Raw genomic sequence first — 23,346 nt, 5'->3', positions numbered from 1 at the left:
CCTGCACGCCATGACAGCGGCGACTGGCCGCGCTCTTAGTGCTGGGCCACGCTGAGCCATCGTCATGACTGCCGGAATCGCCATGTTCTGCATCCAACTGCGCTGCCTGTGCGTGCCGCTCGCTGTTTCAAGGGATTGCCATGTGCCTGCGCAACCAGGCGCTGCAGATGCATGAGACCGCTCGCCCGCAACGGCCAGCTGCGTCGCCTCACGCGGCGGGCCCGGCAGTGGCAGAATCCGATCACTCACAGGGACCCATCCCGATGCGCTTATGGCTTCCCGGCTGGCTTCGCCCCGCCGCCAATTCGCAGGTTGCCGCGCGGCTGGCGCAGGGCCAGTCGCCATGGATGGATGGCGTGCACCTGCTGTGGTCGAGCTGGGTGTTCGTGGTGCCGGTATTTTCCTCGCGCGGGTACGACAGCACCTGGCTGCTGTGCACGCTGCTGTCGTACCCGGTCTTCCTGCTGCTGTACGCGCGCATGTTGCTGGCGCCGCGCGGCACCCTGTATCGCTATGCCTGGGCGATGGGTGTGCTCAGTGCCGCGCTGCTGCCGGTGTATCCCTCCGGCATCAGCTATTTCGTGTTCGCTTGCCTGAGCTTGCGCCCGTCCACGCGGCATGCGGTGTGGCGGCACTTCGCGATGCTGGTGGTGATGAACGCGCTGTACCTGGGTTGGGCGCACTGGCTGGGGATGCGCCTGCAGTCGCTGGTGTGGCTGCCGGTGTCGGTGCTGGGCATGGCTGCGGTTGGGGCTGTCTACAGCATCAACGAACGCAAGGACGCGTTGCTAAGGCTGTCGCAGGACGAAGTACGTCGATTGGCCGCCACCGCCGAGCGCGAACGCATCGGGCGCGATCTGCACGATCTGCTCGGCCACACCTTGTCGTTGGTGGCGCTCAAGTCCGATCTGGCCGCGCGCCTGATCGAACGCGATCCGCAGGCCGCGCGCAGCGAGATCGATGCCGTGGCGCAGATTTCGCGCGATGCCTTGGCGCAGGTGCGGCGTGCGGTCACCGGCATCCGCGCCGCCGGGCTGGTGGCCGAGCTGGCATCGGCACGTGTGTTGCTGGAGATGGACGGCATCGTGCTGGAACACCAGCTGGAAGCGCTGGCATTGCCGCCCGAACACGAGACTGCACTGGCCCTGGTGGTGCGCGAAGCGGCCACCAACGTGCAACGGCATGCGCAAGCCAGACGCGTACGCGTGAGCCTGCGCGCGCAGGGCGAGCAGGCGGTGCTGGACATCAGCGACGACGGGCGCGGCGGTGTGATCGTGCCCGGCAATGGCCTGGACGGCATGCGCACGCGCCTGCATGGACTGGGTGGCGCGCTGGAGGTGGAGGCCCTGCCGCGCGGCATGCGCCTGCGCGCCAGCGTGCCGTTGCCGCGCCCCACGCTGGCACCGGCACTGCCGCCATTGCCGGTGCCGCTGGTGCCGCAGTCGCGTTGATTGCACTTGCGCCGACTGCACCTCACTCAATGCACGGCATGCGCCACGGCTGCTATCGTGCGCCACCATTGTCTGCATGCGAGCGCGCGCGATGATCCGGGTGTTGTTGGCCGAAGACCAGGCGCTGCTGCGTGGCGCATTGGTCGCCTTGCTTGGACTGGAAGACGATATCGAGGTGGTCGGCAGCGCAGGCGACGGCGAAAGTGCCTGGCGCGAACTGCAACGCCTGCAGCCAGATGTGTTGATCACCGATATCGAAATGCCCGGCTTGACCGGCCTGGAACTGGCCCAGCGCATCCAGCGCCAGGCACTGCCGGTGCGGGTGATGATCGTCACCACCTTCGCCCGCCCCGGATTTTTGCGTCGCGCGCTGGACGCCGGTGTCGCTGCGTATCTGCTCAAGGACGCGCCAGCCGAACAACTGGTCAGCGCGCTGCGTCAGGTGCAACGCGGCGGGCGGGTGATCGACCCGCAACTGGCAGTGGACGCGTGGGTGGAGGCCGACCCCTTGAGCGAACGCGAGCGCACCGTGTTGCGGTTGGCTGGCGAAGGCCGCTCGGCCAGCGAGATTGCGCAGCAACTACAGCTGTCGCATGGCACGGTGCGCAACTACCTGTCCGAATGCATCGGCAAGCTGGGCGTTGCCAATCGTATCGAAGCATATCGCCTTGCGCGGCAGAAGGGCTGGCTGTGAAGCATTGACGCAGACGCAGACGCAGACGCAGACGCGTTGCGGTGCCAGCGAGCGCAACCCTGGATGACATTGGCCGCGCAACGCCGCGCATCGATCGTGCACTGCCGCAGCGGGGAGCTTTCCAAACGGTGCCCAAGTGCGGCTAACAACACGACTGCGCTCACTACCAGGCGGGTGCAGCAGGTGCTAGGTACAGCATGCACCGCTGGCACGTCTCGGTTCTGATCACGCAGTCAGCAGAGTCCGCAGTCCGCAGACAACTACTCGCCGCGATTTGTCAGCCACTCTAAAAAGCATGCTGCACGCACGCAGGTACACTGCCGAACGAGTGATCATCGCGAGCGAACTGCATGAAATATCTGTGGCTGTTGGGTCTGCTGTTGGTCTGCACATTCAATGCATCCGCCGAGCAATTCAAGATATTGGTGGCGGCCATTCCCAACCAGTATCACCACGACTATATCCCGGTGGCCAAGCCGCAATTCGAAGCGATGGCGCGCAAGCACTATGTCGAGCTGGTATGGGCGTGGAATGCCAAGGCCTTCGATGGCGATCTGTCGCAATACGCGGCGATCGTGCTGCTCAATACACCGGCCACCGATCTGGATCCCACTCAGCGTGCGAACTTCCAGAAGTACGTGCGCAACGGCGGTGGCGTGGTCGCGGTGCACAAGGCCTTCGCGATCAAGCGCGGTGAGTGGGAGTGGTACGACCATTTGATCGGCCGCTCGTTCCGCACCCATCCGTACATGCAGACGGCGATGGTGGAGGTGGAGGACGCCAACTTCCCGGCCACTGCCGGCCTGCCCAAGCGTTGGGTGTGGACCGACGAATGGTACGAATACGACCCGCCGTACAGCGATGACCTGGTCACGTTGTTGACGGTTGACGAGACCAGCTACGACCCTACGCTGATCTGGCCGGGGCAGGTCGCCAAGGGCATGGGCAAGCAGCATCCGGTGGCGTGGTATCACCATTTCGAGGGCGGCCGCGTGTTCGCGACTGCTCTTGGCCATCTGGCCGAGGCCTACAACGATCCGCGTTATCTGGATCATCTATACGGCGGGATTTACTGGGCCGCGACTGGCAAAGGCATCGACGCATTTACGCCAGCGGCTGAAACAAAGCGCCAGCGTTAAGCATTAGCCCCTCTCCCCTCGGGAGAGGGGTTGGGGTGAGGGTACGGGGCAAAGCCACTTGGCGAGTGGGATTGCGAGGCTTCGCTCGTACCCTCATCCGCCCCTGCGGGGCACCTTCTCCCGGTGGGAGAAGGGACTAAGCCGCTTTGTGCATGGCATGGATCACCCTCAAGGCTAGAGGCAATCAAGCCCCTCTCCCGCCGGGAGAGGGGTTGGGGTGAGGGTACGTCCGCGCAGTGAAATTACGCTGTGCAACACGTTTCAACCACGCACCCACCCATCAACGCGCAGACCGCTCCCCGCGCGCCATGCTGGAAAACACGCCGTCCCGGCGCACCCACGCATGAAACAACGCCGCGCTCAGATGCCCCAGTACGGTGGCAAACAACAGATACGCCAACCAGCCATGCGCGCTACGCAGCCATGCGTACAACGCAGGATCGTGCGGTGCGATCGGCGGCAATTGCGCGCCAGGCCACAACACGATCGGATACGCGCCGGCCGACAACATCGCCCAGCCGATCAGCGGCATGCCGAGCATCAACGCATATAGCAACCAATGTGAGGCGATCGCAGCAGCTTTTTGCCACGCCGGCAGATCGGCAGGCAGCGGCGGCGGGCGGTTGCGTAAGCGGTTGATCAATCGCAGCACCGCAAGAATCAGAATCGCGATGCCCAACGGGCGATGCAGGTCGATCAACCACGGCCGTTGCGTCACCGAGGCCACCATGCCCACGCCGACGAACAGCATGGTCAGGATCATCGCGGCCATCAGCCAATGCAGCACGCGTGCGGGCAGATTGAAGTGGGTGCGGACGCTCATGGATGTGCTCCCTGGCCGGTAGCGGCACTGCCTTGGCCGTTGGCGATCTCATGCTCGCGCCGGTTGAACGATTGCGAATACACCGACGAACGCGCCGCCAGGATCGGGTCGTTCGAGCCGGCGATACCCTTGGGCAAAATCAGCGGGTCGTAGTTGAGATCGCGGCACGGGCCGCTGGCCTGCGGCTCGGCATGATCGATCGAGACGGTGCCGGCCACGATCTGCTTGCGGCTCTCCGGCCACGGCTGCGAAGGATCGTCCACCGCATCGCCCGGTTCGGCAATGGTCAGCACCATGTCCCAACGCAACGGTCCCTGCGCCAGACGTTGATCGAGATCGGTGGCGAGAAAATCACCATCGGCCTTGGCACGCTGCTCGGCACTCAATTCCTTGAACGGTGTGTGCGGACGCATCGACCAGCGGATGTAACGCTCGCGTCCATCGGCTGCAATCGCGCGAAACGCATTCACCCCGTTGTACTGCGTGTTGGCCCAACTATCCGACCACGGCGCGGTCTTGGCCCACTGCTGAAACTTGGCCGCTTCCGGATATTGCTTGCCGAACGCGGCCAGCTTGGCCGGATCGGGTTTGCCGGTGGCCGGGTCCGGCTTGGAGGCCACATTGAGCGCTTGAAAACCCGCTGGCGTGGCCACCATGAAGAACGGAAAACTGTTCATCGCGGTGCGCCATTCCTGCCCGTCGTCGCTGCGCAACAGCAGCGCCATGCTGCGCACACGCGCGGCGCCATCGGCGCCATGCGGGTCGCCGCCGCCGATCGACATGCGCCCCAGCACCGGCGTGCTGGCCTGGCTGAAGATGCGTGCCGACGACAGCCAGGTCGCCTTGCCGCTGGCCTTGAATTCGCCGCTCACACACACGCCTTTGGTGTGCGCGCGGCGAAAGCCCGGATGCGGCGGCCCGCTGGATTCGATGGTGTCGGTCATGCGCGCGGCGGTGAGCCGGTCGCTACCGATCCAGCCGGCGGTCCAGGCAAACGCCACCGCGATGCCGCCGGCAATCGCGGCGATGCCGAGCAGCGGCGCCACAGCACGTGGGCGCTGCGGCGGTGGAGAGGGAGGTGGCACGTTCATGGCTGGCTCCGGTGGGCGATGCAATGAGGGTCGATGCGGTACTGAGTCAATGCAGTAAGACAATGTGCGGCGCAGTGATGGTCAGGCCCGCCAACGTGCGGCGCAGGCACGACCCGTCGGCGAATAGTCCACGCTCCAGTGCGTCTGCTGTGTGATGCAGCCACCAAAGCGGCCGATGAATGATCCCGATGACGGGCAATGGTGCAGCGAGCTGAAGGCATCGCGCCCTCGATCCAATCGGCTTGGGGATCTCCAGATGACGCTGAAGCTCAAGCTCTCGGTCGCCTTGAGAGGTTGAGCGAACGGTGTGGATGCGTCGGTTGTAGAGCATTGGTGCTGCGACTTGGCTGCAGGGCCCTTGCCCGCCCACCGTCGCGGGACACGCCGCAAGTACGTCCGTGTAGGCTCTTACGCGGCATCCATGCCGCGTAAGGTCCCGCGACGGTGGGTGGGCAAGGACCAGTGGAGATGGTCGGCGTGCTTGGTTGCGAGCAGCGCATGCGGCGCGGTCTGATAAGGCAGCTTCGATCCGATCTATTTCTCTGCCATTGCCGACATTACATCACGCGTCAACGAAGGCCAGTGTGGCCAACGCCGTTTGTCAGCTGCCCTTAACCGCCGTAGAGCTGCTTGAGCATCGCGTAAGCCGAGCGCAACGCCAATGCTTCGCCGCCGGCCGGGCGGCCGGGGCGGTCGCTGTCGTTCCAGGCGTACACGTCCAGATGCGCCCATCGCTGGCCCGGTGCGACGAAGCGCTCCAGATACAGCGCGGCAGTGACGGCACCGGCCATGCGCGAGCCGGCGTTGGCCATGTCGGCCACGTGGCTGTTGAGATAGCGCAGGTACGGGCGCCACAGCGGCATGCGCCAGACCGGGTCGCGGGTCTGCTCGCCGGCGCTCAGCCAGGCCTGCGCCAGGGCATCGTCGTTGGCGAACAGCGCAGGCAGATCCGGGCCCAATGCGATACGCGCGGCACCGGTGAGCGTTGCGAAATCCAGGATCAAATCGGGGCGCTGTTCGGTGGCGTAGCTCAGCGCATCGCACAGCACCAGGCGGCCTTCGGCATCGGTGTTGTCCACTTCCACGGTGACGCCGGCGCGGGTGGTGATGACCTCGCCGGGGCGGAACGCATCCGGGCCAACGGCGTTTTCCACTGCAGGAATCAGCAAGGTCAGCCGCACCGGCAACTGCTGCGCCATGACCAAGCCGGCCAGTGCCAGCGCATGCGCCGCACCGCCCATATCCTTTTTCATGTTGCGCATGCCGTCGGCCGGTTTCAGATCCAGCCCGCCGGTATCGAAGCACACGCCCTTGCCGACCAGCACCAGATGCGGATGCTCGGCCGCGCCCCAGCGCAGTGCGATCAGACGCGGCGCGCGATGCGAGGCGCGCCCGACCGCGTGAATGGTGGGGAAGTTCTGCGCCAGCAATTCCTCGCCGACGATCGCCTCGACCTGCGCGCCATGCGTTTGCGCCAGTGCGCGCGCGGCATCTTCCAGTTGCTGCGGGCCCATGTCTTCGGTGGGCGTATTGACCCAATCGCGCACGCGCAAGCAGGCTTCGATCAAGGCGCGGGTTTCCGCCGATGGCGTGGCCGCCAGTTCGGCCGGGGCACGCGGCACCTTGCGATAGCGCGAGAAGCGATACGCGCCCAAGCCCCAGCCCAGGTGCAGCAGCGCCTGTTCGGTATCGCTCAATGCGCTGGCCAGCGTCCAGCGGCTCGCCGGCGGCAACGCCATCGGTGCATGTGCGTAGGCGTAGGCATCGGCGCGGTCGCCAATGCCCAGGATCGCCCCGGCCAGGCCGTTTTCGCCTGGCAACAACAACACGCTGCCCTGTGTGGCATCGAAGCGCTGCGCCTGCGCCCACGACAACACGCGCGTGGGCTGCTCGGCGCACCAACTTGCAAAGCCTGCGCGGTCGAGCACATACAGCGGCAACGCGGCGGCGTTGGGATCGATGAAACCGGTGAGCTGCGACATGGGAATCCTTGAATGCGGCGCCGTGCGCCGAGCAATAGTGGCTCAGGCGGGAAGGCGGACGCCATCGTGTGCGGCGCCTGGATGCGGCCGGTGTGCGTCGAGCCAATCGGCCAGCCCGGCCATGGAGTCGAACTCCAGATCGGGCTGCTGTGTGGGGTGCGACCATTGCGCGCCTTCGCGATTGATCCAGCACGCCCGCAAGCCGGCATCCAGCGCGCCGAGCACGTCCATGCGCACGTGGTCGCCCACATGCAGCACCTGGGCCGGCGGCGCGTCCAGCCGCGCGCATGCGGCCAGGAAGATGCTCGGGTCGGGTTTTGCGCTGCCGTGTTCGCGCGAGCCCAGCTGAAACGCAAAGTGGTGCATCAGCCCGATGCGCTGCAGATCGGCATTGCCGTTGCTGAGCGCCGCCACCGGCACATGTGCAGCGATGCGCGCCAGTGCGTCGAGCGCGTCCGGATAGCATTCCACCTGGTTGCGCGCGGCGTAGAACACCTCATAGGCCGGTTCCAGCAAGGCCAGATCGCCGCCGCTCTCGCGCAGTGCCATTTCCAGCGTCAACCTGCGCAGCGCGCTGAGGTCGTGATGCAGGTGCGGGTTGTCGGCAAAGCTGCGCTCGCGCAATTCGCGCATCGCCTCTACCGGGAAGCGCTCGGCAGTGACCGGGCTGTGCTCGCGCATCCAGTCGTACAGCACCTGATCGATCCGCGCCCCGATCGGCGCAAAGGGCCACAACGTATCGTCGAGGTCGAGAGTGATGGCGCTGATGTGAAAGCTCATCGCGAGATTTTACGGTCTTGCGCTGGGATTGGGGAATCGGCATTGGAGATTGGCAACAGCAGATGCGCGGTCGCTTTTACCAATCCCCAATCCCGGCTACTCCAGCAGCCTGGCCCAACGCTGCATCCCCTCCACCCGGCTCAGCACCATCTTGATGCAGACCAGCAGCGGCACCGCCAGCAGCAGGCCGACCATGCCCCACAGCCAGCCGAACAGCATCAGCGCCAAAATCAACATCAGCGGCGAGATCGCCATGCGTCGGCCCAGCACGATCGGGGTCACTACCTGGCCTTCGATGGTGTGCAGCGCCAGATACAGGATCGCCGGCAGCATCGCCGACAAGGTGGTGCGGAATTCCACAAAACCCATCAGCAGCATCAGCATGACGCCGATCAGCGGGCCCACATATGGCGCGAAGTTGAGCAGTGCCACCACCGTGCCCCACAGCAAGGCTTCGGGCAGCGGAATCTTGAGCGCGTACAGGATGCCGGCGAAGACCAGCCCGACCAGCGTATTGATCACGCTGATGGTGAGCACATAGCGCGAGACCTCGCGTTCGATGTCCAGCATGATTTCGGTGGTAAAGCGTTGTTGCTGTCGATTGGGCAGCAAGGCGATCGCATGCCGCTGCAGGCTTTCGCCATAGACCATGAAGAAGAACGTCAGCAGCACCACCGCCAGCACCGAGGCGGCCAATTTGGGCGTACGCACCAGCGCCTTGTACGGGTCGTCCATCTGCGTGCGCACGATCTGCACATTGCGCTGGCCTTCGCCGCCGGCCGCACGTGCGAAATTTTCCGCGGCCTGGTTGGCCTGCATCACCGGTTTGGTGAGATCGCGCACATCGCGCGCGATCTGGCGCATCTGCCGCGGTGCCTGCTGCACCCATTCCGCAGCCGGGCCGGCCAGTTGCGCGGCCAGCGCCACGGTGCCGGCCAGGCCCAGGCACAACACCATGAAGGCGCCAAGAAAACGGGGGATATAAAGCTTGCGCAAGCCGCGCAGGATGGGATTGCCGATCAGTGCGAAGAACGCCGCCAGCATCACCGGCAGGATGATCGTCTGCGCTGCCCACAAGGTGTAGCCCACCGCCAGCGTGGCCAGCACCACCAACGAGGCGGGGGCCCGCGGGCGCGGTGCCGGTGGGGGCGGGAGCGATTCTGCCGGGACGGCAGCATCCAATGAGTCGATGGGAAGAGACATGCGCGCCCTGGCAGCAGACTGGCGTGGTGCCAGCGGTGGGCCATTATCGGCAGAACGCGTCAACAGCGCGCACAGAGTCTGTGCGCATCACGTCAGTATCGAAAGTTCGGTGGCGGACTCGACCGCACAGGCAGTACACAAAGGCACACGGTGCCCGCCTTCAGCGCAGCGATCAGGCTGCGCGGTCTACCGGCGCCTGCACCACGGTCACCGGCGGATCGGCAGCAACCTCTTCGGCGTTGTCGGCCGCACGTTCGGCCTGCTCAGAGGCCTCCTGCGCGCGATGTGCGGTAAACAACGCAGAGATCGTGCTGATCATCTGCAGAATCTTCGGGATACCGCCCAGCTTGCTTGCGATGCTGCCAAGCGCGGCTTGCGGTTCGTTGCGGCCAGTGACAAAGCCCAGTCCGAAACCCACCACCACGATGCGCAGCGGCGACCAACCAGCACGCCAGGTCTGGCGTAATTCACCCCAATGCTGACGCGTTTCTTGCGCGCGCCCTTCCACCAGAAATTCAGCGCGCTCGACGCGCTGACGCAAGGTGCCAAACTTCATGTACGCGCTCCATTGCTGGGCGATGCCGTGGCATCGTCGTCGTCATTGCTGTCATCAAAGATGCCCAGCTTGATCAGCTGACGACGTGTGGCATTCAAGCCGGTGTGATCGAAGTAGAAGAACACCCGCCACGCTGCGATGCCGGTGACCAGCAAGCTGGCCAACGCGGTGAAGAACATTGCCTGGAACCACGACAACCCCGCGCGCTGCAACAACGCGATGATCGCGCCTGCCAACAACAACCATGATGAAGCGCCGAAGACCACGGCAACGCATGCCCATGCCAGGCCGCGCCCGAAGGCACTGCGTGCAAGTTGCAGATCGGCCGACACCAGCCGGCGTAATACGCGGCTGGTGTCCTTGGCCGAGCCCAGCGTCGCACGGCCGGCAGCGCCGACCGCACGCACGCTTTCGTCCAGTCCTGGCGTTTCCGCACGCGCGTTGGGCGCGTCGGATGCTCCAGCTGTAGAGGCCTGATCGCTCACGACTTAGTTGTCGTTGCTGCGTGCCAGCTTGGCAATGATCCAGCCGGTCGCAAATGCAACGCCAAACGCAGCCAGGGGACGCTCGCGGATCAGATCGGTGGCGCTTTCCAGCAGGTCGTTGCCCTTGCTGACCAGCACATCGAGCTGCTCTTTGGCAGCGGCGCCGCCGAACTCTGCAGCCGCCATGCCAGCCAGTGCGGTGTCGGACAGCTCTGCCTTGACGTTGGCGCGACCCAGCTTGAGCTCATCGCCCGCAGCGCTGGTGGCGCCCTTGACCGCTTCGCCTGCAGCGCTGGCAGCGGACTTCAGGTGGGTGCTGGCTTCGCTCAGATTCTCTTTCAGCTGATCGGTATTGGTGGGGCTCATGCGATATCTCCTTCGGTCATTGATGGCAGCCGCGACAGCATGCGGGCGTGGTGCAGCAATAGCATCGCTGCGGTGTAGGGGGTGTTAGTGGACGTGCATCGCAGTGCACGCCACGTCAACGCATCAACGCGTCGTACTGCGCGTTGCCACGCAAGATGCGTACAACCAATTGCTGCGGTTTGCGTTGAAAGTTGGCGCGCCAGCTGGCCAGATCGGCAAACTCGCCCACGCTGCTGGCCACGATCACATCGCCGCTGACCAGACCATTGGCTGCGGCACGACCGCCGCGTTTGACCTCGCTGACCATGACGCCGGTGATGCCGGATTGGCGCAGCGATTCGGGCAGGTCCACAAAGGTGGCACCACCCAGGCGTGGGTCGAGCATGTCGCCGGTGACCGCGCGATCCTGCTCTTTCAGTGTGGCGCTGAGCTTGAGCGGTTTGCCGTCGCGACGAATCTCCAAGGTCACCGCACTTCCTACCGCTTGCAGGCCTTCGTAGTTGTGCAAGGCTTCGGCACTGTCCACGCGTTGGTCGTTGGCCGCCACCACCACATCGCCCGGCTGCACGCCTGCGGCCGCAGCAGCGGAACCTGGCAACACGCGCGTCACCAGGGCGCCGCGCAACGAATCCACACCCAGGCCCTGCAGCATCTGCTGGGTAAGGTTCTGGGTTTCCAACCCGAGCGTGCCGCGCACCACCACGCCCTTGGTGACCAATTGCTCCACCACATTGCGCGCCAGGTTGGAGGGGATCGCCAGGCCCAGCCCGATATTGCCGGCCATGCTGCCCTGCGGATTGAAGCTGGCGGTGTTGATGCCGACCAGCTGGCCTTGGAGATTGACCAACGCACCGCCGGAATTACCCGGATTGATCGAGGCGTCGGTCTGGATGAAGTTCTGGTAGCCCAGCCCGCGGATGCCGCTGCGGCCCACCGCCGAGACGATGCCGGAGGTGACTGTCTGGGTGAAGCCGAACGGGTTGCCGATCGCCACCACAAAATCGCCCACGCGCAGCGCGCTGCTATCGGCCAGTTTGATATCGGTGAGCTTGTCGGCCTTGATGCGGATCAGCGCGATATCGGTGTCGGCATCGGAGCCGATGAAGTCGGCCTTGACCGTGCGCCCGTCGCCAAGCGTGACCTGTACATCGTCGGCATTTTCAATGACGTGGTGGTTGGTCAGCACATAGCCTTTTTGCGCATCGATGATCACGCCCGAGCCCAGCGATTCGTTGATGCGGTCCTGCGGAATTTCTGGAAACAGCCGGCGCAGGATCGGGTCGTTGAAGAACGGGTTGCGCACGCGCACCACTTGCTTGGTGTTGACGCTGACCACCGCCGGCATCGCCTGCTGCAGCATCGGCGCCAACGACGGCACCGGTTGCCCGGCGACGGCGGCCGGCAGCGCGGCAGCCGCGGGCAGGGTGAAGGACGCAGTGCCGGCCGGGGTGGCCTCGGCACGGTTGTCCAGCCAGGCATTGATGCCGGTGGCGGCAAATCCGCCGAACGCGGCGGCCAATGAAAGTGTCAGCAGGGTAGGCAGCGGTCGCATGCAACGGAATCCGGTTACGCGGTGGAAGAGGAATAGGGCGTCTGACTGCGTAAATCAAGCTGAACGAGAGTGCCAGTGCGCGATTTAACTCCTGGTGAAAGCGCCGCGCACCCCTTACAGGCCTTGCGTTGACAGCTGCTTGAGCCCGGCGTAGCGTCCGCTTGATCCGATGCCTGTTCAGCATACGCATGCCGTCGTGCATCGCCTGCGTTTTTCAGAAATGACGCCCTTAAGGAGGGTCTATGAGCAACGGCAATGGTGTGACGGCAACCCTGTCCGACGCCGTCGACAGCGTAAAAAGCACAGCTACCGAACTGACTGAAACCATCGCCAGCACCACCAGCGAGGCGGTTGCCAGCGTGCAGGACGCAGCCGGCACGGCGGTGGAAGAGGTCAAGACGCGTGTGGCCAAGGCACGCAAGGCCGTGGTCAAGGTCGAAAAACGCGTGGTCAAAAAAGCCAATCAAGCGGCCACTGCCGTCACGCGCAGCGTGGCCAAGACCAAGCGCTCGCTGGTGTCGACCAAAGAGGCAGCCAAGGACAAGCTGACGGCCACCAAAGACGCGGCCAAGCAGAAGCTGAGCACGACGAAAGACGCAGCAAAGCAGAAGTTGACCGCGACCAAGGATGCGGCCAAGCAGAAGCTGACCAGCAGCACCGCTGCAGCCAAGCAGAAACTTGCCAGCACCAAGGCCAGCGCCAAGCAGAAGCTGGAAACAGCCAAGGCCAACGCCAAGGCCGAAGCGGCTGCATTGACTGCCAAGACCGCTGCCAAGAGCGCGGCGCGCAAGAGCGCGGTGGCCAAGGTCGGCGCGCGCTCGGCGGCGAAGAAGGCTGCGGCCAAGTCGGCTGCCGTCAAGAAGCCGGTCGCCAAGACCACGGCCAAGAAAGCGCCAGTGGCCAAGCAGACCGCGACCAAGCAGGCAGCCGTGAAGAAGGCGCCGATCAAGAAGGCGGTGACCAAGACCGCCTTGAAGAAAGCCGCCAAGGTCACCAAGACCCCGGCAACGCGCGCAGTGGCCAAGACCACCGCCGCCCGCAAGGCCGTCGGCAAGAAAGTAGCCAAGCGCGTGACGCGCTGATGGTGCGGGGCGAGGCTGACACTGCACGCTGACGAACTAAAGAAGCCCCTCTCCCAGGCGCAGAGCCCCTCTCCCGTCGGGAGAGGGGTTGGGGTGAGGGTACGGGGCGAAGCCCTTGCGTCGTTGCAACTGCACGAGGCTTCGCTCGCACCCTCATCCGCCCCTTCGGGGCACCTTCTCCCGATGGGAGAAGGGAGCAAGCTCAAAGCCCCTCTCCCGACGGGGCGAGAAGGCACAACTTACGCGCCATGGGCGCGCGTGCCTTGGAGCGCGCGCGCCGCAAGCGCGGGCTGGGGCGCGGACCGGGGGTTGGGGTGAGGGTACGAGGCGAAGCCCTCGTGTCGTTCCAACTGCACGAGGCTTCGCACGTACCCTCATCCGGCGCTACGCGCCACCTTCTCCCGATGGGAGAAGGGAACTGAACGCCACCGCTTTCCAACTCTCAATTCTCAGTTCGCAACTCCAAGCTACTCCATGCCCTTCACCAACTGCTCGGCACCCTTGCGAATGCCGGCTTTTGCCGCGTCGTATGCACCCAGGCTGGCCTTGATGTTCATCGCGCTCGGATACTGCTTTTCGACATAGGCAGCGAGCAGGCGATTGCTCTGTGCGTCGAAGATTTCTACCGCATAACTGACCGAGCCGGAGAACGCGCCCTCCTTGCCGCGTGCGGCCTGCACTGCGTTGTAGGAACCGCCGCCCAGATCCACCTTCATGAAAGTGCCGAGCACGCGCTTGCTGGGCTTGGCGCCGGTCAATGTGATGCGTACACGTAAGTTGTCGCGCTCTGCCGTGGTCGCACGATGCCAGCGTTGTCCGATCGCATTGCCGAACTCCTGCTGCATGTAGTCGGCCAACATGCGCTTGTCCTGCTCGGCCACGTCTTCGAATTGCGCGTCCGGGCCGCGATAGATGCTCACCGGCTCGATCAGCGCGGCACGGTAGCGGGTCCAATCCACTTCGCTCTCGTAGGAATACGGCATGCGGTCGCCGCGGCTGCCGTCGTGCGGGCGCAGATAACTGGCAGACGGCAGTTGGCTATACGGCATCGGACGCGTGCTGGCGCAGCCGATCAGCGTCGCGCTAACCACCATGAGCGCGCAGCAACGGGCAGGAAAAGAGTGCGACATGAAAAAGTACCTGAAGAATAGGAAATGGCGTTGCAACAGCACACAGCCGATGCCTAGCGCTCAATGCATCAAGAAACTGGCCAAGGCCAGCGCAAAGACCACCGCTGCGGCAACGAACAACACACTGCTTTTCGCCCAGTGCTGCAGTCGGCGTGCATCGCGCGCGCTGCGGATATCCGGTAACGCACTCCAGATGTCGCGATTACGCGTGCCGGTGCGGCCGCAGCGGAATTCCAGTGCAGGCGTCGCAGCATTGACAGCGGTCGTGACGCTGTCGTTGGCGGCGATGTGCGGTGCCAGCAGCGAGACGGCGGCCGGAGCGAGATGGGTGGAACGGATCGAGTGGAACATCACCATGCATCCTGGACGCGTGCGGTGAGTGCACTCTAGGCAAGCGGTTTTGGAAACTTATTGGTATCGTCGGCGCGCCATTGCGGTGCGCGGACTGCAGTCAGCCGCTAATGCGCGCACTGTCGCTGGCAAACACCACGCGCACGCACAGGCCACGCCCCTCGTTGCCTTCGCAGGTTTCGATGGCGGCTTCGTGCAGCCGTGCGATGCCGGCCACCAACGACAAGCCGATACCGCTGCCTTGCACCTCGCTGTCGGCAACCCGGTAAAAGCGTTCGAAGATGGACGCGCGTGCGCTCTCCGGCACGCCGGGGCCGTCATCGCTGACCTGCACGAACGGGTGCAGCACATCGGCGCGCAGGCAATAGCCGCAACTCACTTCAACCGTGCCATGGGTGCGGCCGTAGCGGATGGCGTTGTCGACCAGATTGCGGATCAGGATCCCCACTGCGTCCACATCGCAACGCAGGGTGCACGGTGCGGCTTCCAGTTGCAGAGTGATGTGGCGCGCATCGGCCTGCACGCTGAATTCGTCCAGCACGTGGGTGATCAATTCGCCCATATCGACCTGCTGATACGCCGCCGATGTGATGCCTGCATCCAGCCGCGCCAGGTCCAGTAATTGCTCGGCCAGACGGTTGCTGCGGCGCGCGGTTTCCAGCAGCTGTTGCAGCGCCGCGTCCTTGGCTTCCAGCGTGGGCGCACGCAGCGCGACTTCGGCATAGGCATGCAGCGCCGACAGCGGGGTGCGCAATTCGTGTGCGGCATCGGCAACGAAATCGCGTTCGGCCTGCACGGTTTTTTCCACCCGCGCCAGCAAGGTGTTGAAGGAGCCGATCAGCGGACGGATTTCATCCGGCACCTGGTCCAGCGGCACCGGTTCGGTATCCAGTCCGGTGCGCTGCGCAATGGCGAGCGAAACGGCGCGCAGCGGCCCGAGCGAGGTGCGCACCGCCCACCACATCAGCAGGCCCAGGATCGCTAGCTGCGAGGTATTCAACACGATGGCAGTGAGCGTCTGCTTCAGGCTGATGCGCGAGGACGCGTTGCCCATCGGGGTCTGGATGTCTGCCATGGCCGGAGGGTCTGGGGTATCGAAGCGATGCTCCAGCGTGTCCGGCAACACGGAGATCAATTGATCGCCAAACGTGTTGAGCTCCTGCTCGAACACGCTGTGATGGCCCTGGGTGACCAGTGCGACCAGGATCCACAGCGAGGTGGACCAGCTCAGCAACACGATTGCGGCCAGCGCCGCCAGCATGCGCGCCTGCAGCGATTTCATTCGGGCGCCTTGCCGACCATGTAGCCCTGGCCATAAATGGTGGAGATGAGTTCGTCGCCCAGCTTGCGGCGCAACTGGTGCACATACACCGCGATCATGTTGCTGCCGCCTTCGGACGGGCCGCCGTAGACGCCTTCTTCCAGCTGATCCTTGGTGACCACGCGTCCGGCGCGTTCCATCAATGCGAGCAGCAGGCGGTATTCGTGCGCGCTCAGTGCGACCCACTTGCCGTCCCTGGTGACCTTGCGGCTGCTCGGGTCCACGCAGACATCGCCCTGAGTGAGCAGCGGCACCACGCGGCCCTGGCTGCGCCGGGTGATTGCGCGCAGCCGCGCCATCAGCTCATCGAACTGGAAGGGTTTCACCAGGTAATCGTCGGCGCCGGCATCCAGGCCGCGGATGCGGTCGGTGAGCTGGCCGCGCGCCGTCAGAGCGATCACCGGGGTGGCGTCGTACTGGCCGCGCATGAAGCGGATCACGGTCAGCCCGGACTCGCCGGGCAAGCCGATATCCAGCAGCACTGCCGTATAGCGATGGTCCACCAGCACGGTCTTGGCGGCGTTGGCACTACCGACATGGTCGATGGTCCAGGACTGCTGGCGCACGCCGGCGCAGATCGCATTGGCCAGCATGGTGTCGTCTTCGACGAGGAGCAGGTGCATAGAGGTTCCGCCGGGCAGGGGGCCAGTCCGAGATGCGCGCCACTGTCGGAGGTCGCCATTAGGCAAATATTAGTGCATGGCCCAGGCGCGCATTCCAGCGCGGCCAGCGGCGTTGTCCCGGTGGCCGAAGTCACCGGGCCGGCGGCGCCGCTCAGCGCTGCAGGATGGCGCGCAACGCCGCTTCCAGGCCTGGGTACTGGAAGCGGAAGCCGGCAGCCAGCGCACGCTGCGGCAGCACCCGCTGGCTGATCAGCAGCAGCTCGGCCATTTCGCCGAAGCCCAGCCGCAGCAGGCCGGCGGGCAGCGCCAGCAGCGCCGGGCGGTGCAGCACCCGGGCCAGCGTACGCGCGAACTCGGCGTTGGTGACCGGGGTCGGTGCGGTGGCGTTGTAGGCGCCGGCTTCGCCGTGCGCGAGCAGCCATAGCAGCAGCGCGACCATGTCGGCGCGGTGGATCCAGCTCATCCAGTGGCCGCCATTGCCGAACGGGCCGCCGCCGCCAAAGCGGAACGCCGGCAGCATGCGCGCCAGCGCGCCGCCATCGCGGTCGAGCACGATGCCGGTGCGCACCCAGCTCACGCGCGGGCCCAGTGCGGCGATCTTGGCCGCTTCGGCCTCCCAGTCGCGACACAACACGGCGGAAAAATCGTCGCCGGCGCTGTCTGCTTCGGTCAGCGCGGTGTCGCCGCGTTCGCCGTAATAGCCCACCGCCGAGCCGGAGATCAGCACGGACGGGCGCTGCTCGGCCGGTTGCTGCGCGATCCAGGCCTGCAGTTGCCGGGTGATGCCCAGCCGCGATGCGCGAAATTGCTGCTTGCGTGCCTCGGTCCAGCGGCCGGCCGCCAGCGGCTCGCCGGCCAGGTTGATGACGGCATCGGCTTGCACGCCGTCCAGCGTCTCCACGGCGGCGATGCCGGGCAGGGTGCGGCTGGCGCGGCGGGGATCGCGCGTCAGTACGCTGACCTGATGCCCGGCGCGCAGCAATGCCGGGCACAGTGCCTGGCCGATAAAACCGGTGCCGCCGGTGATGAGCAACTGCATGGTGGAGATTCCTGGGCCAAGGCGATGCGGCACGATAGGCCATGGTGGACGGCAGCGGAGTGAAGTCGATGCCTTGCCGGTGCTGCGATCGGATCACGGCGTGTTGCACCGAGCTGATCGCTGCGCAGCCCAAACGCAAACGCGCCGGACCAGCCGGCGCGTTGCGCGATCGCTAAAACAGCCGAGCGTTTACTTCGACGAAGACACCGCGTGGGCGCGTTCGAAGTGCGCCGACACCACGCGGCGGCTTTCTTCCAGATGCTGCTTGACCGCAGCGCTTTCGGCGGCGGGCAGCAGTTCGGAGTCGATGATCTTGATGGTGTCGCCATGGTCGATGACCATGGTGCGCATGAAGCCGTTGCGATACGCATCCTTGCCGTCGGGCAGGGTCAAGGTCTGCGACAGCGCATCAGCGGAAGCCTTGCCCTTGGCGCGCATCGCATCGGCGCGCGCGCTGCCGGTAGCACCCAAGGCCTTGCACTTTTCGAGATTGGCTTCGTGGTCGTGCAGCATCTGCTTGGCAAATGCGTCGGTGGCGCCGCCCATGTCCTGCGCGATGGCCTGCTTGGCCAGCGCGATTTCGTTTTCATCCAGCGCCGCCAGCACGCCCAGCACCGCGCCATCGCCCTTGGCCAATTCGGCTGCACCGGTGCCGCTGACCGGTGCGGCAGTGGGTTCCGGCGACACCGCCGGTGCGGTGCGCGAGGCATCGCCGCCGGGGCGATCACATGCGGTAAGCGTCAGCATGGCGAACAACGAGGTAGCAACAAGAAGGGATTTCATGGACGTCCTGAGCGTTGAAGAAACCGCCGGCAGGTGCCGACGGCAAAATGCAAAGGAGCCGCTGTGCGGCTCCGATAATGCGCGGGGGAGTTATGCACTCACGCCCACTGGGTCTCGGCTACCGACCCCAGGCCCATCGGCCTGGCCGGTGCATGTACTGCGTCCTGCGCGCTGCGACAGATACGCGTCATGCGTGCGGTGCGTTCGCGGATCACCGCGTGTTCGCTGGCCGGCGCACTGCCCAACAGACTGGCCACATGAAAGCCAAGGATGTCCTCCGCGCGGTCGCCCTGGTCGCTGACGATGTGCGGTACCAACCGCTCCAATCGTTCCAGCTCCTGCTGCACTTGATACGGGGTTTTCATGACGTTCTCCAATGAATAACGGGTCCTGCTGACACTGACGTACTCAACTATTGCGCATGCCCAGACGCTGCCAGCAATCGGTGGCCAACTGCTCGTAATTGGACTGGGTGTTGGATGAAATGAAGTGATGTTCCAGGCGGTCGCGAAACAGCCGCAGACGCTCCTGATCACTTGAACGCGGTGCCTGCAGATAGATATCGCAGGCCATTTTCACCACCGGTGACAACTCGCTGAACTTGCCTGCACCAAGGTTGCCCTGGGCATGCCGCGCCTGCCAATGCGCGATTTCGGCTTGTACATCGATAACGGAGGGGTCTCTGCTCATGACTTCGGGTGGTCCGGGTTAAACAAACTTGACGTGCAGGGTAACTGCGGGTATGTCAACGAATGATCATCGAACGCGACCATTGGTCCTTCGTGCGGCCGTATTGCCTTAATTGGTCAGCGTGTTCATGGATCTCTACACGCTGCATATGCACCGCGCCCGACCTGCGAATTCCAGCATCGACGGCAGTGACCACATGCGGCTCGTGCACCGGCCTGTATCACTTTGAGCGGATCGATGCGCCGCGCAAACGAGCGCAGTGCAAAGATGAATACGATAAATTGCGCTAGAAACAGCCGTGTTTTACGGAAGATTCTGAACCGCTCTACACCTGTGTAACGTCTGATCCGTAAGCTCTGCAGCGACGTAATGGAGAGAGCACCCAGGATGCAGGAGAGCGAAAGCAGTCGCAGCAAGCCGCAGCACGCCAGCGGCACATCGGAAGCACGCGTGTGGTGGCATGCCTTGCTGGAGTTGCGTGGCGGGCGCGTCGCCATCAGCCTAGTCGTGGTGCTTGTGATTGTGCTCGGGGTCTACCTGGTACTGAAGTAAGAGGTAGCGCAACACCCGTTCAGTAACGTGTTGCAGGTTTCAGCTACGCAATTGAGCCAGAACGATCAAGCGGCCGAGCGCCGCGAGGGGAACGTGATGGCACACAAGCAGTATCGGCACGTGCTGGGGCATGTCACGCGTCAGGTGCCCGAACACGGCCATGAGCGGACCACGCATGCGTGGGTATGCAGCGAAATTGAACGCTTGCTGGGCGCGCATGATGCAACAGCGGCCGCTGATGACGCTGCAGTCTTCCATGTGCCCGACGAGACCCTGACCACCGAGCAGGCGCATGGCTTGGGAATCGACGACAACGGCGATCTGCTGGGCGGCATCGTGCCGCATGCGTTTCTGGCGACCAAGGTGATTGGTCATCCTCTGATCGCCGACGATGCGGCCAGCATCGCTGGCTGGAATCAGGCGCTGGCCACAGCGTTGATCCCGGCCACGCTGCCGGGCTACACGGTGTTTTCGCGTGCCGATGCCGAGCAGGCGCTGGATGCATTGCTGGCAGGCGGAGGGGTGCGACTCAAGCTGCCGACCGGCGTCGGTGGCAATGGTCAATGGCGCATCGCCAATGCCGCGCAGCTGGCGGATGCACTGGACAGCCTGCCTGATTGCTATCTTGCGACGCACGGCGCCGTGCTGGAGCGCAACGTCCTGCATGCAGTCACGCATAGCGTTGGCGAGTTGTGTGTTGCCGGAATTCAGATCGCCTATTTCGGCACGCAATGCAATGTGCGCAACGCGCAGGATGACGAGGTCTATGGCGGCTCGTCGCTGCAGGTGTATCGCGGATCGCTCGAAGCGCTGGCCGCCACCGCGCTGTCGGCATTGCAGAAACACGTGGTCGAACAGGCCTGCAGATACGATCGATTCATCACCGCCGCCTATCCTGAGTTGCACATCTCGCGCCGCAACTACGATGTGGTCAGCGGTGAAGATGCGCAGGCTGGGCTGATCTGTGGCGTGCTGGAGCAATCCTGGCGGGTCGGCGGCGCCACTCCGGCCGAGCTCGCTGCAATCGCCCGCTTTCAGCAAGACCCGGCACTGCAGTGGGTGACAGCATCCACGCATGAGATCTATCAGGGCGAACCGCCGGCCGATGCGCAGATCTATTACCGCGCCGAGCACGCCGGGCCAGGTCCACGCTACAAATACAGGAGGGTATCCAGCACCTAATGGAAGCCAAACTTTCCAGCATCCAAATCCCCGTCGACCAGGACGCACTCAGCGGTACCTTGCTCACGCCTTCGGGCATGCCGGCCGTGCTGTTCGTGCACGGCTGGGGCGGCAGCCAGCACCACAACTTGCTGCGCGCACGCGAGGCGGTGGGCCTGGGCTGCATCTGCATGACTTTCGACCTGCGTGGTCACGAAGGCTACGCATCGATGCGCCAGACAGTGACCCGTGCGCAGAACCTGGACGACATCAAGGCCGCCTACGATCAACTGGCGCATCTGCCGTATGTGGACGCGCAGTCGATTGCCGTGGTTGGGCTGAGCTACGGCGGTTATCTGTCTGCACTGCTGACGCGCGAGCGCCCGGTGGAATGGCTGGCGTTGCGCTCGCCCGCGCTCTACAAGGACGAACACTGGGACCACCCCAAGGTCAGCCTCAATGCCGATCCGGAGTTGATGGATTACCGCCAGCGCACACTGACGCCCGATGACAACATCGCTCTGGCCGCGTGCGCGCAGTACAAGGGCGATGTGTTGCTGGTGGAAGCAGAGAACGATGTCATCGTGCCGCATCCGGTGCTGCGCAATTACGCCGATGCCTTCGTCCATGCGCGCTCGCTGAGCACACGTGTGATTGCCGGCGCCGACCATGCCTTGAGCGTCAAGGAGCATCAACAGCATTACACGCGCGCATTGATCGACTGGCTGACCGAAAAGGTTGTCGGGCGTCGGATCGCGTTGGCCAAGGAAGTGGTGGCTGTACGCAAGCAATTGCTCAAGGAGCAGGGCGACGCAGGGTCGTCTTCGGGGCAGGGCGCGTGTGAGTTTCTTGGCGATATCCGGGCGGTGGAAAAGACCTCCGGTTGATCTGGAACAGTGGCTGATCACGCCATGTTCGATCATCACGAACGCGCGGCAAAAAAAACGGGCCCATTGGGCCCGTTCTTATTCATTACGCTCGCGCTTTCACTGCATTGAAGCGCTGGATCGAGACAAGTTACACGCGTGGATCGGTCGGGTTACGACGTGCAGCTTCATCATGATGCTCGGAGTCGAATGCCTCGCGCACGGCATGCTTGGCCTTTTCCCAGCTCAGACGCGAGTTGGACTTGAAACGATCCCAGCCATCGCCCAGGTCGCGTTCCAGATGGTCGTCCCACTGGCGGCCGGCGTGCTGCTGGCGTGCCTGCATGCCGTAGCGATATGCCGGGCGATAATCGTCGTACGAATAGTCGGCATCGCGATAACCTGCGCTGTCGAAGCGACCTTCGTAATGGGTGTCGCCATCGCGATACACGCTGTGCGTGCGATCGGCACGCTCCCAGGCATCGCGTGCAGCCAGGCGTGCATCGTCCCACTCCAGACGCGATTCGCCACGATTACGTGGCCACTCGCCGGCCAGGGTCGCTTCGGTTTCTTCCCAAGTGCTGGTCGGACGCGTTTCGCGTGCCTGCAGACCGAACCCGTAAACCGTTGCGTAATCGCGATCGTAATCGGTACCTTCCTTATAGTAAGGACGGTTCTGATGTTCCTGGCGCCAGTATTCGGATTCAACGGTCGGGTCGAGGCGTTCTGCTACGCCCTTGCCGGCAGCAGCGCCAGCCACAACACCGACTGCCGCACCGATCAAAGTGCCCAGCGGGCCGAACACGGTGCCGGCCAACGCGCCTGCTGCAGCGCCGCCCGCGATGCCACCAACGCCCACGCCAACCGGATGCGATCCGGGTGCGCCGGAGATCGGGTCACGATTCGAATCCTGTGCTTCTGCTGCGCGTTCCTGCTTATCCAGCTTGTCTAGATTGCTGTCGTGATTGGTCATGTCGTCTCCGGCTGTCTGGTGGATGCGGTCTGTGGATACAGATCGCCAACGTGGCGCCACCATGGCGATGCAGGAGTGAAACGCGTGTGCGTAGATGTGAGCATCATCGCGACATGCCTGAACTGTGCACGAGTGCAGTGCGGATGAGGTTGGTGACATACCGCTGCAATATTTTTCCGCAGAAATCAAGGTGCATGCGCGGGTTTTCTACTTTCCCCTTGATGCACAGAAATGGCGTCTACAGACGACCTCAATCAAGTTTTCGAGCCGACAACTTGGAAGCCTCCAAGCCGCGTTAGCAGACACGGTGCCTTCAACGCTAGCGGGACACGCCGTGAATCCATTCATGCCGCCAAAGAGTCCTGCAAGCGGTGAACACACCGCACCAGGAAGCTTGCGGATTGCTTTGTTGAAAAAAATGCACACCGACCATCTCGACTGGTCCTTGCCGGCCCACCGTCGCGGGACCTTACGCGGCATGGATGCCGCGTAAGAGCCTTATCTGTTCGCAATCTGGCAGTTTAGGTGTCGAGAGCCGGCGTGGGCCACCGTGAGAGCCTGGATCTCAGCGATCGCCGTGTAGCTTGGTACCCACGCCGGATTCTCCCTTGATTCGCCCGAACAGTTGCCCGAGGTGACACTCGAAACGATAA

The 23,346-nt window shown here is 64.1% G+C and carries 25 protein-coding genes; 7 read left to right on the top strand and 18 right to left on the bottom strand.

The window, feature by feature from the left end; genetic code table 11:
• The first annotated feature begins 263 nt into the window (after window positions 1-263).
• The 3 genes from ABS769_RS17990 (at window position 264) to ABS769_RS17980 (ending at window position 3,284) form a co-directional block, all read left to right on the top strand.
• Window positions 264-1,451: a sensor histidine kinase gene (locus ABS769_RS17990; protein WP_317062273.1), complete on the top strand. Its 1,188-nt coding sequence runs from the start codon at window positions 264-266 to the stop codon at window positions 1,449-1,451.
• A gap of 91 nt (window positions 1,452-1,542) precedes the next feature.
• Entirely contained in the window at window positions 1,543-2,145 is a 603-nt protein-coding gene (locus tag ABS769_RS17985) for a response regulator transcription factor (protein ID WP_074056481.1), read from the top strand.
• A gap of 350 nt (window positions 2,146-2,495) precedes the next feature.
• Window positions 2,496-3,284 carry a ThuA domain-containing protein gene (locus ABS769_RS17980; protein ID WP_317062274.1) on the top strand — a complete coding sequence of 263 codons (789 nt, stop codon included), beginning with the start codon at window positions 2,496-2,498 and terminating at the stop codon, window positions 3,282-3,284.
• A 280-nt stretch (window positions 3,285-3,564) separates the two neighbouring features.
• Here ABS769_RS17980 and ABS769_RS17975 read toward each other — a convergent pair whose 3' ends face one another.
• The 9 genes from ABS769_RS17975 to ABS769_RS17935 all read right to left on the bottom strand — a co-directional run bounded on the left by ABS769_RS17975 (window position 3,565) and on the right by ABS769_RS17935 (window position 12,122).
• Entirely contained in the window at window positions 3,565-4,107 is a 543-nt protein-coding gene (locus ABS769_RS17975; protein WP_317062276.1) for a cytochrome b, read from the bottom strand.
• Complete coding sequence (locus tag ABS769_RS17970) at window positions 4,104-5,198, bottom strand: catalase family peroxidase (RefSeq protein WP_317062277.1); 1,095 nt, start codon at window positions 5,196-5,198, stop codon at window positions 4,104-4,106. The genes ABS769_RS17975 and ABS769_RS17970 overlap by 4 nt, the downstream gene beginning before the upstream one ends.
• Before the next feature lie 611 nt (window positions 5,199-5,809).
• On the bottom strand, window positions 5,810-7,180 hold the full coding sequence (locus ABS769_RS17965; RefSeq protein ID WP_317062278.1) for a leucyl aminopeptidase family protein: 1,371 nt from the start codon (window positions 7,178-7,180) through the stop codon (window positions 5,810-5,812).
• A 42-nt stretch (window positions 7,181-7,222) separates the two neighbouring features.
• Window positions 7,223-7,960, bottom strand: coding sequence for an HAD family hydrolase (locus ABS769_RS17960; RefSeq protein ID WP_023905510.1), 738 nt, complete (start codon window positions 7,958-7,960; stop codon window positions 7,223-7,225).
• Between the two features lie 96 nt (window positions 7,961-8,056).
• On the bottom strand, window positions 8,057-9,163 hold the full coding sequence (locus ABS769_RS17955) for an AI-2E family transporter (RefSeq protein ID WP_043889516.1): 1,107 nt from the start codon (window positions 9,161-9,163) through the stop codon (window positions 8,057-8,059).
• Between the two features lie 172 nt (window positions 9,164-9,335).
• Window positions 9,336-9,719 carry a hypothetical protein gene (locus tag ABS769_RS17950; RefSeq protein WP_023905508.1) on the bottom strand — a complete coding sequence of 128 codons (384 nt, stop codon included), beginning with the start codon at window positions 9,717-9,719 and terminating at the stop codon, window positions 9,336-9,338.
• Entirely contained in the window at window positions 9,716-10,204 is a 489-nt protein-coding gene (locus ABS769_RS17945; RefSeq protein ID WP_317062280.1) for a phage holin family protein, read from the bottom strand. Before ABS769_RS17945 ends, ABS769_RS17950 begins: the two co-directional genes overlap by 4 nt.
• 3 nt (window positions 10,205-10,207) lie before the next feature.
• Window positions 10,208-10,570 carry a hypothetical protein gene (locus tag ABS769_RS17940; RefSeq protein ID WP_006450942.1) on the bottom strand — a complete coding sequence of 121 codons (363 nt, stop codon included), beginning with the start codon at window positions 10,568-10,570 and terminating at the stop codon, window positions 10,208-10,210.
• 115 nt (window positions 10,571-10,685) lie between these two features.
• Window positions 10,686-12,122, bottom strand: a complete 1,437-nt coding sequence (locus ABS769_RS17935; protein ID WP_006450943.1) for a Do family serine endopeptidase — start codon at window positions 12,120-12,122, stop codon at window positions 10,686-10,688.
• Window positions 12,123-12,364: 242 nt separating this feature from the next.
• Here ABS769_RS17935 and ABS769_RS17930 point away from each other — a divergent pair, with 242 nt between their 5' ends.
• Window positions 12,365-13,204 carry a histidine biosynthesis protein HisIE gene (locus tag ABS769_RS17930; protein WP_317062281.1) on the top strand — a complete coding sequence of 280 codons (840 nt, stop codon included), beginning with the start codon at window positions 12,365-12,367 and terminating at the stop codon, window positions 13,202-13,204.
• Between the two features lie 467 nt (window positions 13,205-13,671).
• On the opposite strand, the gene ABS769_RS17925 is transcribed toward ABS769_RS17930, so the two are convergent.
• The 8 genes from ABS769_RS17925 to ABS769_RS17890 form a co-directional block, all read right to left on the bottom strand.
• Entirely contained in the window at window positions 13,672-14,334 is a 663-nt protein-coding gene (locus ABS769_RS17925) for a DUF3313 domain-containing protein (protein ID WP_317062282.1), read from the bottom strand.
• 60 nt (window positions 14,335-14,394) lie between these two features.
• Entirely contained in the window at window positions 14,395-14,685 is a 291-nt protein-coding gene (locus ABS769_RS17920) for a hypothetical protein (RefSeq protein ID WP_317062283.1), read from the bottom strand.
• A gap of 100 nt (window positions 14,686-14,785) precedes the next feature.
• Window positions 14,786-15,967: a sensor histidine kinase gene (locus tag ABS769_RS17915; protein WP_317062284.1), complete on the bottom strand. Its 1,182-nt coding sequence runs from the start codon at window positions 15,965-15,967 to the stop codon at window positions 14,786-14,788.
• Complete coding sequence (locus ABS769_RS17910) at window positions 15,964-16,629, bottom strand: response regulator transcription factor (RefSeq protein WP_006450948.1); 666 nt, start codon at window positions 16,627-16,629, stop codon at window positions 15,964-15,966. The genes ABS769_RS17915 and ABS769_RS17910 overlap by 4 nt, the downstream gene beginning before the upstream one ends.
• A gap of 151 nt (window positions 16,630-16,780) precedes the next feature.
• Window positions 16,781-17,668, bottom strand: a complete 888-nt coding sequence (locus tag ABS769_RS17905; RefSeq protein ID WP_317062285.1) for a TIGR01777 family oxidoreductase — start codon at window positions 17,666-17,668, stop codon at window positions 16,781-16,783.
• A 189-nt stretch (window positions 17,669-17,857) separates the two neighbouring features.
• Window positions 17,858-18,451 carry a DUF4142 domain-containing protein gene (locus tag ABS769_RS17900; protein ID WP_006450950.1) on the bottom strand — a complete coding sequence of 198 codons (594 nt, stop codon included), beginning with the start codon at window positions 18,449-18,451 and terminating at the stop codon, window positions 17,858-17,860.
• Window positions 18,452-18,549: 98 nt separating this feature from the next.
• Complete coding sequence (locus ABS769_RS17895; protein WP_317062286.1) at window positions 18,550-18,816, bottom strand: hypothetical protein; 267 nt, start codon at window positions 18,814-18,816, stop codon at window positions 18,550-18,552.
• Window positions 18,817-18,859: 43 nt separating this feature from the next.
• Window positions 18,860-19,141 (bottom strand): hypothetical protein, encoded by a 282-nt coding sequence (locus tag ABS769_RS17890; protein WP_006450952.1) that lies wholly within the window; start codon window positions 19,139-19,141, stop codon window positions 18,860-18,862.
• Window positions 19,142-19,510: 369 nt separating this feature from the next.
• Here ABS769_RS17890 and ABS769_RS17885 point away from each other — a divergent pair, with 369 nt between their 5' ends.
• From ABS769_RS17885 to ABS769_RS17875, 3 genes are all read left to right on the top strand, one after another.
• Window positions 19,511-19,693, top strand: coding sequence for a hypothetical protein (locus ABS769_RS17885; protein ID WP_317062290.1), 183 nt, complete (start codon window positions 19,511-19,513; stop codon window positions 19,691-19,693).
• A gap of 96 nt (window positions 19,694-19,789) precedes the next feature.
• Entirely contained in the window at window positions 19,790-20,875 is a 1,086-nt protein-coding gene (locus ABS769_RS17880; RefSeq protein ID WP_317062287.1) for a DUF3182 family protein, read from the top strand.
• Window positions 20,875-21,741, top strand: a complete 867-nt coding sequence (locus ABS769_RS17875) for an alpha/beta hydrolase family protein (RefSeq protein ID WP_317062288.1) — start codon at window positions 20,875-20,877, stop codon at window positions 21,739-21,741. The genes ABS769_RS17880 and ABS769_RS17875 overlap by 1 nt, the downstream gene beginning before the upstream one ends.
• 130 nt (window positions 21,742-21,871) lie before the next feature.
• On the opposite strand, the gene ABS769_RS17870 is transcribed toward ABS769_RS17875, so the two are convergent.
• Entirely contained in the window at window positions 21,872-22,693 is an 822-nt protein-coding gene (locus ABS769_RS17870; RefSeq protein ID WP_115039477.1) for a hypothetical protein, read from the bottom strand.
• Between the last annotated feature and the right edge of the window lie 653 nt (window positions 22,694-23,346).

Source organism: Xanthomonas hortorum, from assembly GCF_040279205.1.
GTDB classification, from domain to species: domain Bacteria; phylum Pseudomonadota; class Gammaproteobacteria; order Xanthomonadales; family Xanthomonadaceae; genus Xanthomonas; species Xanthomonas hortorum_F.
This window is presented reverse-complemented; position numbering and strand designations above follow the sequence as displayed.